This window comes from Photorhabdus temperata, assembly GCF_025384845.1.
Taxonomy (GTDB): domain Bacteria; phylum Pseudomonadota; class Gammaproteobacteria; order Enterobacterales; family Enterobacteriaceae; genus Photorhabdus; species Photorhabdus temperata.
This window is the reverse complement of record NZ_JAJAFX010000010.1, coordinates 52,092-64,588: the sequence shown is the minus strand read 5'-3', so window position 1 is coordinate 64,588 and position 12,497 is coordinate 52,092. Positions and strand designations below refer to the sequence as shown.

Here is a 12,497-nt window from a genome sequence, read left to right as displayed (position 1 = left end):
TGATAATAATGGAGCATTAGCACAGGATATGAAAACTTTTATTGTTAATCTTAAACATTCTACAGAGAGAAGGCAAAGAATAGAAGAACAATGTATTAAACTAAACTTAGATTATGAATTTATTGAGGCTGTTGATGGCCGCCTGTTATCACAGGAGGAGTTACAGAGGCAAACAAGAGAATTAAGTGATGCTATAACGCCTGGTGAGATTGGGTGTGCTTTAAGTCATATAAAAATCTACAGGAATATAGTTGAAAATAATATTCCTATGGCATTAATATTAGAGGATGATGTTATCTTAAATGAACATTTGCCTGAATTCTTAAATGAAATCCAGCAAGAAAAGATAATAGCCCCTTCTGCTATTCTTTTGAGTAAAGCTGGTCAATATTTTGAACATTCCAAATATAAGCTTCCTTGTGGTGTGGATATTAAATCGGTATTGAATGCTTCATTAACTTGTGGTTATGTATTGAATAATCAGGCAGCTAAAAACCTCATTGCTTTCCTTTATCCTGTATGGCTGGTTGCAGATCGCTGGGAGTTTTTCAGGGAAAATGGCGTTATAAAATTATGTTGTACAGTGCCTGTTTTGGTTACAGAAAGTGAGGATGCTGTTAATACAACCATATCGGGGCGGGATAGTGAGCATAATATTAAGGCAGGAAAAATTTGGAAAGAAATAAGGAAAAGAAGGCCCTTTTCTGTAAAGATTAAAAATATATTATGGAAAATCTTTGTTAGAAAAATATATAAAATTAAAAAAGATTGAATACTGGTTAAAGGGTGCATTTAGCCAGTATTTTGAAATTAATTTTATATTTTTTGCCGGAGATAGGAGAGTACTTTCGATGGCGTAATACTTTTGATATTCCCATCTTCTGCTTTCAAGGATATCTGTTCCTTGCCGTACCCTCCGATCAGGCCCGGATCGGTTGGGCCAAACAGCGTAATATTAGGGCGATCCAGTGCGGCGGTGAGGTGGCTCAGGCCAGTATCAACAGAAACAACGGCTTGTGCCCCTGCCAATTCCCGAGCGACTTGTGCCAAAGTCAGTTTTGGCAGAACCTCCACATGAGGGAGATCTTCCGCCAGCCTCAATGCACGTTGGTGCTCATGTTCTGCTCCCCAGGGAAGTTTAATTCGCACACCCGTCGGCTGAATTTCAGCAATAAGCTGACGCCAATGGCTTTCCGGCCAGTGTTTTTCATCACGGGTAGTGGCATGGAGAAAAACCAGATAATTCCCTTGATTTTCTGATTGTTGCTTTAAAAAGTGACGGGCAATACCATAATCGCCCAGCTCTGCGGGTTTAGCATAACCCAGGCTGACAGCAAACAGCTCGCGGATACGTTCTACGGCATGTTGCTGCTTGCTGACTGCATGGCGGCAATCATAAAAAAAACTCGCTAATGGCTCACGGATACTTTTACGGTCGTAACCATGTTTAGGGCCATGAGCTAATCGAGTTACCAGAAATGCACTCTTTAATAACCCCTGAGCATCAATAATGGCATCATAATGATGTAATTTTAGTTTTTCTTTAAATAAACAGCGTTCTGCGCGGATCTCTTCACCAAACCAGTTCTTACGCCAGCGGCGAATAGCAACAGGAATAACTTGATCGACTGCACTGTGCCAGCCGGGAATTTGTGCAAATCCTTCTTCTACCACCCAGTCAAAACGGACACCAGGCAGGTTTTTTTCTGCATCAGTCAGTGCGGGGAGAGAGTGGAGTACATCTCCCATGGAAGAAGTCTTAACCAGTAAAACCCGCATTAATCCTGGTTCTCCGCTTGTAATAATTTATCCAGAGAAGCCATAACCTGCTCTGGTTGAATATCAATCAGACTCTGATGATAGCCGTGTGCACTATCACCTTTTCTGACCTTATGATAGCCAGTAATAAGGCGGATAACTTCTGCTTTATCAGACAATGGCGGAGTAAAATCTGGGCTGCTTGGGCCGTAGAGTGCAACGAGAGGGCGATTGAGTGCCGCGGCGACATGCATCAAACCGGAATCGTTGGCCACAATAGCATCACAGGCCGCAATAATATTGACCGCCTGCTCAAGAGATGTTTGTCCGGCAAGATTGATACAGTATTCACGGGTTTCTTCTGTCAGTGACTTGCGGATATCTTCTCCACCTTCATGATCTTTGGCGGAACCAAACAGCAGAATTTGATATCCCTTTTTAGTGATAAGCTGTTGAGCCAACGTGGCATAATGATAGTGCGGCCAACGTTTTGCCGGACCGAACTCTGCTCCGGGACAGAAACCGATAATCGGCCGGTGATCAGAAATATTGAATGCTGCGGTAGATTCAGCAACATCTTCATCACTGACAGCCAACTGAGGCCACAGTAATGGTTGAGGAAGCTCCGTAGCGCTACTGAGTTTTGTATCGTAAGCCAATGCGACATAACGTTGAACCATTAATGGGAAAGCTTCTTTATTCAGTATACGAATATCGTTGAGCAATCCATATCTCATTTCACCGCGCCAGCCGGTACGCAGAGGAATATTGGCGAAGAAAGGCACCAACGCAGATTTAAAAGAGTTTGGCAGCACATAAGCGCGATCATATTTATGTTCACGCAGTGCGACGCCAAGACGATGGCGTTCTCCCAATGCCAGTGCTCTGTGGCCTAATGGCATTGCCAGTGTCTGATTGACTTCCGGCATTTTTGCCAGTAGCGGACGGCACCAGGCTGGAGCCATCACATCAATTTCTGCATTAGGATGCAGGGCCTTTAATGTCCGGTAAAGGCTCTGCGACATCATCATGTCACCCACCCACGAAGGGCCGATCACCAATATTTTCATAGCGAGTAGATTATTTATCCTGATTAAGCCAATGCATATATTCCGTGACTCCTTCGGCGACTGTTTTGAATGGTCTATCATAACCCGCCGCGCGAAGTTTAGTCAGATCTGCCTGAGTGAAGCTCTGATAACGGCCTTTCAAATGTTCAGGGAAATTAATATATTCAACGGCTGGTGATTTATCTTTATGAAATTCAACAACCGCATCTGCAACTGCCTGGAAAGATTCAGAACGACCTGTTCCACAGTTATAAATACCGGAGACGCCGTTTTTCCAGAACCACAGATTAACCGCAGCGGCATCACCAACATAGATAAAATCACGTTGAAAGCCTTCACTGCCGGCAAATAGCTTGGGGTTTTGCCCCTGATTGATTTGATTGTTCAGATGAAATGCCACACTGGCCATACTGCCTTTGTGCCCTTCGCGTGGCCCGTACACATTGAAATAACGGAAACCACAAATCTGTGAGTCAGCGTGCGGCAAGAGCTCCCGGACATACTGGTCGAACAGGAACTTAGAGTAGCCGTAAACATTAAGAGGTTTTTCATATTGACGCTCCTCAATAAAATTATCACTGCGGCCACCATAGGTTGCTGCGGAAGAGGCGTACAAGAAAGGAATTCCACGTTCAAGGCAATAGTGCAGCAATTCTTTTGAATATTGATAGTTATTATCCATCATATACTTACCATCCCACTGGGTTGTGGATGAACAAGCGCCTTCATGGAAAACAGCGTCAATATCACCTAAATCATCACCGGCCAGGATGCTAACAATAAACTCTTCCTTGTCCATGTAATCAGCAATATCCAGGTCAGCCAGATTGGCGAACTTAGTACCATCTTTCAGATTATCTACGACCAGAATATCTTTATATCCTTCGTCATTTAGTGCTTTGACAATATTGCTGCCAATAAATCCAGCACCGCCAGTGACAATGATCATCAGACTCACCTCTATCAATCGGGTTAATGAAGCAAATTGCTTCTATAATAACATCTAACATCTATGACGACAGCAGCTTAAGCAGGGGAATATACTGAAATATTATGGTCATTCAGGTTGCATGACGTGACGGATACAGCAAAGTTAATATTAACTGCCTGATAGAGTCGTCAGTTGCCTGATCAATGAGTAAAATATGTAACGACCCTTCACTTAAATCAGGAGAAAATAAATGTCAGCATCATTTTATCAGCAAATTAATGAACAATTAGAGCAAGCCCATTCTGAAGGGTTATTCAAAAATGAGCGCATCATCACTTCTGCCCAAAATGCTGACATTGCTGTAGCCGATGGCAGCCATGTTATTAACTTTTGCGCAAATAACTACTTAGGTTTGGCTAATCACCCTGATCTTATTGCTGCCGCTAAAGCGGGAATGGATAGCCACGGTTTTGGTATGGCATCTGTTCGCTTTATTTGTGGGACTCAGGATACTCATAAAGCGCTGGAGAAAAAACTGGCGGAATTTTTGGGCATGGAAGATGCCATTCTTTATTCTTCTTGTTTTGATGCCAATGGCGGTTTATTTGAAACGCTGTTTGGGCCGGAAGATGCCATTATCTCGGATGCTCTGAACCACGCTTCTATTATTGATGGTGTCCGCTTATGTAAAGCGAAGCGTTATCGCTATGCTAATAATGATATGCAGGAACTGAGAGCACAATTGGAGCAAGCAAAAGCAGATAACGCGCGTCATATTGTGATTGCAACAGATGGTGTGTTCTCAATGGATGGTGTCATTGCTGACCTGAAATCTATCTGTGATCTGGCAGATGAATTTGGCGCAATGGTGATGGTGGATGACTCCCATGCCGTAGGTTTTGTTGGTGCACATGGTCGGGGTACTCACGAATATTGTGACGTAATGGATCGTATTGACATCATTACTGGCACATTAGGTAAAGCGCTGGGTGGTGCTTCCGGTGGCTATACTGCGGCGCGTAAAGAAGTTGTTGAGTGGTTGCGCCAGCGCTCACGCCCATATCTGTTCTCCAATTCACTGGCTCCGGCGATTGTCGCGGCATCCATTAAAGTGCTGGATATGCTGAAAGAGGGTGATGCATTACGTGATCGCTTGTGGAAGAACGCCAACCTGTTCCGTGAAAAAATGACCGCGGCAGGTTTCACTCTGACAGGTGCTGATCACGCGATCATTCCGGTCATGTTAGGCGATGCAAAATTGGCACAGGAATTTGCCGCAGAATTACTGAAAGAAGGCATTTACGTCACCGGTTTCTTCTATCCGGTAGTCCCTAAAAATCAGGCCCGTATCCGCACGCAAATGTCAGCGGCACATACGGAAGAGCAAATTGAATGTGCGGTTGAGGCGTTCACGCGAATTGGTAAGCAATTAAAAGTAATTGCATAAGGCATCTCTATGAAAGCATTGTCAAAGTTAAAAGCAGAAGAAGGCATCTGGATGACTGATGTGCCCGAGCCGGAATTAGGGCACAATGATGTGATGATCAAAATCCGTAAAACGGCGATTTGTGGTACGGATGTGCACATCTATAACTGGGATGACTGGTCGCAAAAAACAATTCCTGTACCTATGGTTGTTGGTCATGAATATGTTGGTGAAGTTGTTGCTATTGGTCAGGAAGTGAAAGGTTTTAAGATTGGTGACCGGGTGTCTGGCGAAGGGCATATCACTTGTGGTCACTGCCGTAACTGTCGTGGTGGCCGTACTCACTTATGCCGTAATACCACCGGTGTCGGGGTAAACCGCCCGGGTTGTTTTGCTCAATATCTGGTTATCCCTGCGTTTAATGCGTTTAAAATCCCAGATAACATCTCTGATGAACTGGCTTCTATTTTTGACCCATTTGGCAATGCTGTTCATACCGCGCTTTCCTTTGATCTGGTTGGTGAAGATGTGCTGGTTTCCGGTGCAGGCCCAATTGGTATTATGGCTGCGGCAGTGTGTAAACATGTTGGTGCGCGCCATGTTGTTATTACCGACGTTAACGAATATCGCCTTGAACTGGCCCGCAAAATAGGGGTTACTCGTGCGGTGAATGTCAGCAAGGAAAATCTGACCGATGTCATGGCAGAGTTAGGCATGACTGAAGGTTTTGATGTTGGTTTGGAAATGTCCGGCGCACCGGCGGCGTTTCGTACCTTATTGAATACCATGAATCACGGTGGCCGTGTCGCACTGTTGGGTATTCCACCATCAGATATGGCAATCGACTGGAATCAGGTGATTTTCAAGGGCTTGTTTATTAAAGGCATTTATGGCCGTGAAATGTTTGAAACCTGGTACAAAATGGCGACATTGATTCAATCTGGTTTGGATCTGACCCCGATTATCACTCACCGGTTCTCTATTGATGACTTCCAGCAAGGCTTTGACACCATGTGTTCAGGGCAGTCTGGTAAAGTTATTCTGAGCTGGGATTAATCAATAAATTACCACTAAGATTAACAGGCGCTTGCAGTTTTTTGGGCGCCTGTTTTATTAGTCATTTTTTCAGATGACTTTTTATTCTGTTTTACCCTGAGATTTATCGCCAGCCAGTTTCCGGATATGTTGGCTCACTGTATTCACAACAGGGTTATCAACCAGAGTATTGCTAATGACCGCCAGATAGTCTTGGCTGGTAACCGTAGTTGGCACCTCTTTTATTTCACACTGCTCGCCCCATTTACGGTGATTGTCGCCAACAGATGTGCTATTTAACAACCTACTTGGGCTGACCAATTCAATATCAGCGGGAAGCGTTGGCAGCATCTGTTGTAATGCACGAATGGTTGTCGGATGAGGATGACCGATAGCAATAGCTGAGCCATTCTTACGGGCAATGGAAATCGCACGGTTTAACTGATAGCGGGTTTCCGCTTCTGATTGCACATTATCAAGAAAAATATTGCGGCGGATAACGCGAACATGAGTACCTTGTGCTGCCTTTGTTGCTTGAGTATTTCCAATCGTCACACTATCGAGAAAATAAAGCTCATAGCGGGACAGCGAACGCATAACCTTCTGCATTCCTGGCAAGCTTGAAGTCATAGCGCTGCCCATATGGTTGTTTATTCCTACCGCATAAGGGACCTTCTGTATTGCGCGCTGAATAATGCGATCAATCTCTTCACTGCTCATTGTTGGCTGGAGAGTATCCGGTTCTAACCGTTGCTTACTTAAAGGTGCCATTGGCAGGTGGATTAAAATCTCGCGTCCTTGTTTATGTGCTTTTTCAGCCATTTCCCTGCCGTGGGGAGAATCCGGCAGAATTGCGATAGAAACCGCAACAGGCATCTGCAATATTTTGTTTTCATTATGAGGACGATAGCCAAAGTCATCGATAACAATTGCCAGACGGGCAGCACTGGCTTGCAGGCTCAAGAGTAACAGGACGATAGTGCCAATGAGTTTTGTAAACTTGTGTTGTTTCACCTGATCATCTCCCAAGCCAAGGTTGTGGGTTTACCGCTCTACCCTGACGGCGGATTTCAAAATACAGGGCGGGTTGTTCCTGACCGCCACTGTTACCGACCAGGGCGATGGGTTGCCCGGCACGAACTTGCTGGCCGACACTGACCAGAGCGCTCTGATTATAGCCATAAAGGCTCATATCACCTTTACCGTGCTCTATAACGACAACCAGCCCATAGCCTTGCAACCAGTCAGCCAACAGTACCCGGCCATCGGATATCGCTTTGACCTCAGTGCCTTCTGTGGCAGAAATCACCATGCCTTTCCAGCGCAATTCGCCTTGCAGTGCTTCACCAAACTCATGTATTACCTTGCCACGGACAGGCCAGATTGCCTGACCAGCCGGACGGCCAAGGCCACCCGTCCGTGCCATTAATGCGCGTTCATCTTCAGTGGGTTTATAGCTGGAACCTTTTTTCTGCGCTTGTTTCTGTTTCGCCGCAATCTGAGCACGGACACGAGCAGCTTCTCTGGCTTCCCGTTCAGCACGTGCTTTCGCTTCCCGTTCTGCCTTAGCAATTTTATCCCGCAGGCGGGTTTCATTTTGTTTTAGTTCAGCGAGACTTTTCTGGTCTTTCTTCAGGGAAGATTCCAGTTCAGTCAAGGTTTTCTGCCGGGCGCTGCGGGCCACTTCCATCTGCTGCTTCTGTTGTTGCTGTTCCGTCAGAACTTGTTTCTGCTCTTCCTGTTTTTGCTGCTCAAGTTTTTTTTGTTCAGTTAAATCAACGGTAGTTTGCTCAAGCTTAACAATAGTATCCTGGCGGGCTTGATTAAGGTAACTATAGTAAGCGAGGATGCGCTCCCCCCTCTTGCCTTCCTCACCTCTGAACATGAGCTCAAGCCCTTGATGCTGCCCTTGACGAAAAGCGGCATCCAATTGACGTGCCAGCATATCCTGTTGTGCTGTCTGTTGTTTTGCCAGTTTCTTGATATTGGCATTAAGCGCGGTAATCTCTTTATTCAGCTTACTGAGTTGAGTTTGGGTGCTGTGCAGAGAGAGGCCAACTTTAGAAATTGTATTTTCCTGATCTTTCAGTTGGCTCAACAACGTACTGCGTTTTTGCTGCTGTTGTTGCACGCTTTTTTCTTTCTCTGCAATGTTTTGCTGAAGATTTTTAAGCTGATTTTTATTCTCGATAATCTGATTGGCAAAGGTATGAAAGCTGAAAACAGCGGACAGGAAAGCACAGAACAATAAGGCACGAATTCTATTCTGCCATGAGTTCTGATTGAACCGATAATGACGGCCAGGTATTTCCTTGTTATTTGCCATTTCTATAAATATACCTTGCGACTGTATAGCATCAGATTATTTCATGTTGAACAATTGGTTACCAGATACTGTGCTGATTTTTCACACTTTCGGATAATATGGTTTCAACATTAAAATCAGCTAATAACTGGGCACATTAGCCACTTTAGCCTATTTATTGCTTAAATTCCTGTATTCATTCAGTGTGACAGAGAATCTTCTGATCGTGTACTTAACGCGTTCCATTTCCAGCGTATTTTTATTTTTTCTCGAAACTCTCCGCAAAATTTGCATTGAGCTTATGCTATTTGGCTGTAATTGACGCAACACAAAGGTATACTCTGAAGACTTAGATATTTGTTAATAACCAACGGGAGTTTTTGCCCCCCATGCTGCAAGAAATCATGCAATTTATTAATCAGCACATGACCTTAAGCCTCATCTGGATTGCGCTGCTGGTTGCCGTTATTGTGACTACGATGAAAAGTCTCTTCTCTAAAACCAAAGAGATAACCCGTGCACAAGCGATTAATCTGATCAATAAAGAAGAAGCCATCGTCGTGGATTTACGTTCCCGTGAAGATTTCCGCAAAGGGCATATCATTGGTTCAATAAACCTGACCCCATCTGAAATTAAAGACAGCAACTTGGCTGAGTTGGAAAAACATAAAAAGCAGCCGGTGATTGTTGTTTCAGCGAATGGCACTGAATCGCGTACTCCGGCTGAGAACCTTCTCCGTGCTGGTTTTGAACGCGTATGTTCCCTGAAAGAAGGTCTGGCGGGTTGGACAGGCGAAAACTTACCATTGGCGCGTGGTAAAAAGTAATCATTTTGGGTGTGAGTGGAAACATTCACGTAAAAAATTTAATAAGGACATCTAAAGGTAACAATTATTATGTCAGAACAAAACAATACAGAAATGGCTTTCCAGATCCAACGTATCTACACCAAAGATATCTCTTTTGAAGCACCAAACGCACCGCAGGTGTTCCAACAGGAATGGCAGCCGGAAGTAAAGCTCGATCTGGATACGGCTTCCAGTGAGTTGGCACAGGGGGTTTATGAAGTTGTTCTGCGTGTAACTGTGACGGCAGCGCTGGGCGAAGAGACAGCATTCCTGTGTGAAATACAGCAAGGCGGTATTTTCTCTATTGAAGGTATCGAAGGAACTCAACTGGCTCATTGCTTGGGTGCATATTGTCCGAATATTCTGTTCCCATATGCTCGTGAATGCATCACCAGCCTGGTGAGCCGTGGTACCTTCCCACAACTCAACCTGGCTCCGGTAAACTTTGATGCTCTGTTCATGAACTACCTGCAACAGCAAGCAGAGCAACCTCAGAATGATGAAGAAGCTCAACAGGAAGCTTAATGAATAGTACTGTTTCTATGACAGTTATCGGTGCCGGTTCATACGGCACCGCATTAGCCATTACGTTGGCACGTAATGGTCATGATGTTGTGCTTTGGGGGCATAACTCAGAACATATCCGGGCATTGCAACAGGCACGTTGCAATCAGAAATTTCTGCCGGATGTCTCCTTCCCTGACAGTTTATTGCTTGAAACAGACCTGACAAAAGCACTGACAGCAAGCCGCAACATTCTTGTTGTGGTTCCCAGCCATGTGTTTGGTGAAGTGTTAAAGCAGGTAAAACCCCATCTGCTGCCTGATTCGCGAATCGTCTGGGCAACTAAAGGCTTGGAAGCTGATACTGGCCGGTTATTGCAGGACGTAGCCCGTGAGATCTTAGACGATGAAATACCGTTGGCGGTACTTTCTGGCCCAACCTTTGCGAAAGAATTAGCGGCTGGTTTACCTACAGCGATAGCGATTTCAGCCACTGAATCTGCTTTTAGTGATGAACTTCAGCAACTATTCCACTGTGGCAAAAGTTTCCGTGTTTATAAAAATCCTGATTTTATTGGCGTTCAACTTGGTGGCGCCGTAAAAAACGTAATTGCTATAGGCGCGGGGATATCTGATGGCATGGGGTTTGGCGCTAATGCCCGTACTGCGCTGATTACCCGTGGATTAACAGAAATGAGTCGTCTTGGTACTGCTCTTGGCGCTGATCCTTCAACCTTTATGGGCATGGCGGGATTGGGAGATTTGGTCTTAACTTGTACAGATAACCAATCACGTAACCGTCGCTTTGGCATGATGCTGGGGCAGGGAATTAGCGTCGAAGAAGCTCAGAATCAGATTGGGCAGGTTGTTGAAGGTTACCGTAACACCAAAGAAGTGCGCGCATTGGCCGAACGTGCCGGTGTGGAAATGCCGATTGCAGAACAAATCTATCAAATACTGTATTGCAATAAAAATGTGATAGAAGCTGCTCAAGCATTATTAGGAAGAGCCAGAAAGGACGAGAGCGATAATATACGCTCTTGAATCAGAAAAAATCTAATAAAAAAGATAGGTTCTAACTGTGAGAGTAAAAAATATGTCGCTGGAAGAATTGGACGAAGTTTGGAAAAACATAAAAACAGAAGCGAGAGCACTGGCTGAATGTGAACCGATGTTAGCCAGTTTTTTTCATGCGACATTACTCAAGCATGAAAATCTTGGTAGTGCCCTAAGTTATATGCTGGCGAATAAACTGGCTACGCCGATTATGCCGGCTATTGCCGTCAGAGAGATCGTAGAAGAGGCTTATAACTCAGACCAGAAAATGATAGTCTCTGCTGCCCGCGACATCATAGCGGTGCGTTTACGTGATCCTGCGGTAGATAAATACTCAACGCCTCTGCTTTACCTCAAAGGGTTCCATGCTTTGCAAGCCTATCGTATTGCCCATTGGATATGGGGAGAAGGGCGTAAGGCACTGGCTATTTACCTGCAAAACCAAATCTCGATGTCTTTTAGTGTTGATATTCACCCGGCGGCCAAGATTGGTTGTGGCATCATGCTTGACCACGCTACCGGCATTGTGATTGGTGAAACGGCGGTGGTGGAGAATGACGTTTCTATCCTGCAATCCGTCACCCTTGGTGGTACAGGTAAAACCGAGGGTGATCGTCATCCGAAAGTCAGGGAAGGGGTGATGATAGGCGCAGGCTCGAAAATACTTGGCAATATAGAAATTGGTCGTGGGGCAAAAATTGGTGCCGGTTCGGTAGTCCTTCGTTCGGTTCCACCACACACAACAGCTGCTGGAGTGCCTGCCCGTATTGTCGGTAAACCTGAAAGCGAAAAGCCATCATTGGATATGAACCAGCATTTTAATGGTATCAACAATGGCTTTGAATATGGTGATGGGATTTGATTTTGTGAATAACCACGTTTGAGAAATATCGTTCACAAAACTGGATACTCAAAAATGCCGTGTCTTTTTAACTGATTAGATGCACGGCATTAACTTTAGTCAATGGCAATTACTCTTTCAATAAAGCACCTGAATAACCCAATTGCCGCCAGGCTTCAAAAACCACAACAGCAACTGAATTAGAAAGATTCATACTCCGGCTGTCTGCCAGCATTGGAATACGGATTTTTTGTTGGGGTGGCATATCATCCAGAACATAAGATGGTAACCCTCGGGTTTCCGGCCCGAACATCAAATAATCCCCGCCTTGATAACTTACCGCACTGTGTGCCGGCGTTCCTTTCGTGGTGAGTGCAAACAGCTGGGCAGAAGATTCTCCAGTTAACCCTTTACTCTCCAAAAAGGCGTAATAATCATGATGCTGTTTGATATTGGCAAACTCATGATAATCAAGCCCAGCCCGGCGCAGCCGTTTGTCATCCCAGGTAAAACCTAGGGGCTGAATCAGATGTAATTGAAAACCAGTATTGGCACAAAGACGAATAATATTACCGGTATTAGGTGGGATTTCAGGTTCAAATAAGACGATGTTTAGCATATGCCCCCCAGAAACGAGGGGCACAGATTAGCAGAAATTGAGTAGGGATGCAGGGGGATTTCATCTCTGGTTTATCTGTTGGAACATCTTTCAGAAATTACTCAT

13 protein-coding genes are annotated in these 12,497 nt (G+C 44.8%); 7 read left to right on the top strand and 6 right to left on the bottom strand.

What is annotated here, in order from left to right; all coding sequences use genetic code 11:
- Positions 1-28: 28 nt before the first annotated feature.
- A complete protein-coding gene (locus tag LGZ99_RS05835) occupies positions 29-772 on the top strand; it encodes a glycosyltransferase family 25 protein (protein ID WP_023043848.1) in 744 nt (247 codons plus the stop codon).
- Between the two features lie 44 nt (positions 773-816).
- Here the strand turns inward: LGZ99_RS05835 and rfaC are convergent, their stop codons facing one another.
- The 3 genes from rfaC to rfaD are packed head-to-tail and all read right to left on the bottom strand — an operon-like array spanning position 817 to position 3,777.
- The gene (gene rfaC / locus LGZ99_RS05830) at positions 817-1,779 is read right to left on the bottom strand and encodes a lipopolysaccharide heptosyltransferase RfaC (RefSeq protein ID WP_262978945.1); all 963 of its coding nucleotides are present in this window, start codon (positions 1,777-1,779) and stop codon (positions 817-819) included.
- Positions 1,779-2,828 (bottom strand): ADP-heptose--LPS heptosyltransferase RfaF, encoded by a 1,050-nt coding sequence (gene rfaF / locus LGZ99_RS05825; protein ID WP_262978944.1) that lies wholly within the window; start codon positions 2,826-2,828, stop codon positions 1,779-1,781. The genes rfaC and rfaF overlap by 1 nt, the downstream gene beginning before the upstream one ends.
- A 10-nt stretch (positions 2,829-2,838) precedes the next feature.
- Positions 2,839-3,777 carry an ADP-glyceromanno-heptose 6-epimerase gene (gene rfaD / locus LGZ99_RS05820; RefSeq protein ID WP_036838876.1) on the bottom strand — a complete coding sequence of 313 codons (939 nt, stop codon included), beginning with the start codon at positions 3,775-3,777 and terminating at the stop codon, positions 2,839-2,841.
- A 232-nt stretch (positions 3,778-4,009) separates the two neighbouring features.
- Between rfaD and kbl the strand changes: the two genes are divergently transcribed.
- Positions 4,010-5,206, top strand: coding sequence for a glycine C-acetyltransferase (gene kbl / locus LGZ99_RS05815; RefSeq protein ID WP_036838877.1), 1,197 nt, complete (start codon positions 4,010-4,012; stop codon positions 5,204-5,206).
- A 9-nt stretch (positions 5,207-5,215) separates the two neighbouring features.
- Positions 5,216-6,241 (top strand): L-threonine 3-dehydrogenase, encoded by a 1,026-nt coding sequence (tdh, locus tag LGZ99_RS05810; protein WP_036838880.1) that lies wholly within the window; start codon positions 5,216-5,218, stop codon positions 6,239-6,241.
- Positions 6,242-6,322: 81 nt separating this feature from the next.
- On the opposite strand, the gene LGZ99_RS05805 is transcribed toward tdh, so the two are convergent.
- Both LGZ99_RS05805 and envC read right to left on the bottom strand, forming a co-directional pair.
- Positions 6,323-7,207 (bottom strand): divergent polysaccharide deacetylase family protein, encoded by an 885-nt coding sequence (locus LGZ99_RS05805; protein WP_390894003.1) that lies wholly within the window; start codon positions 7,205-7,207, stop codon positions 6,323-6,325.
- A 31-nt stretch (positions 7,208-7,238) separates the two neighbouring features.
- Positions 7,239-8,546: a murein hydrolase activator EnvC gene (gene envC, locus LGZ99_RS05800; protein ID WP_036838882.1), complete on the bottom strand. Its 1,308-nt coding sequence runs from the start codon at positions 8,544-8,546 to the stop codon at positions 7,239-7,241.
- Positions 8,547-8,914: 368 nt separating this feature from the next.
- Here envC and LGZ99_RS05795 point away from each other — a divergent pair, with 368 nt between their 5' ends.
- The 4 genes from LGZ99_RS05795 (at position 8,915) to cysE (ending at position 11,794) form a co-directional block, all read left to right on the top strand.
- On the top strand, positions 8,915-9,352 hold the full coding sequence (locus LGZ99_RS05795; protein WP_021324089.1) for a rhodanese-like domain-containing protein: 438 nt from the start codon (positions 8,915-8,917) through the stop codon (positions 9,350-9,352).
- 69 nt (positions 9,353-9,421) lie between these two features.
- Positions 9,422-9,898, top strand: coding sequence for a protein-export chaperone SecB (gene secB / locus LGZ99_RS05790; protein ID WP_262978943.1), 477 nt, complete (start codon positions 9,422-9,424; stop codon positions 9,896-9,898).
- Positions 9,898-10,920, top strand: a complete 1,023-nt coding sequence (gpsA, locus tag LGZ99_RS05785; protein ID WP_262978942.1) for an NAD(P)H-dependent glycerol-3-phosphate dehydrogenase — start codon at positions 9,898-9,900, stop codon at positions 10,918-10,920. Before secB ends, gpsA begins: the two co-directional genes overlap by 1 nt.
- Positions 10,921-10,972: 52 nt before the next feature.
- Entirely contained in the window at positions 10,973-11,794 is an 822-nt protein-coding gene (gene cysE / locus LGZ99_RS05780) for a serine O-acetyltransferase (protein WP_262978955.1), read from the top strand.
- Positions 11,795-11,903: 109 nt separating this feature from the next.
- Here the strand turns inward: cysE and trmL are convergent, their stop codons facing one another.
- On the bottom strand, positions 11,904-12,392 hold the full coding sequence (trmL, locus tag LGZ99_RS05775; protein WP_262978941.1) for a tRNA (uridine(34)/cytosine(34)/5-carboxymethylaminomethyluridine(34)-2'-O)-methyltransferase TrmL: 489 nt from the start codon (positions 12,390-12,392) through the stop codon (positions 11,904-11,906).
- Positions 12,393-12,497 lie beyond the last annotated feature (105 nt).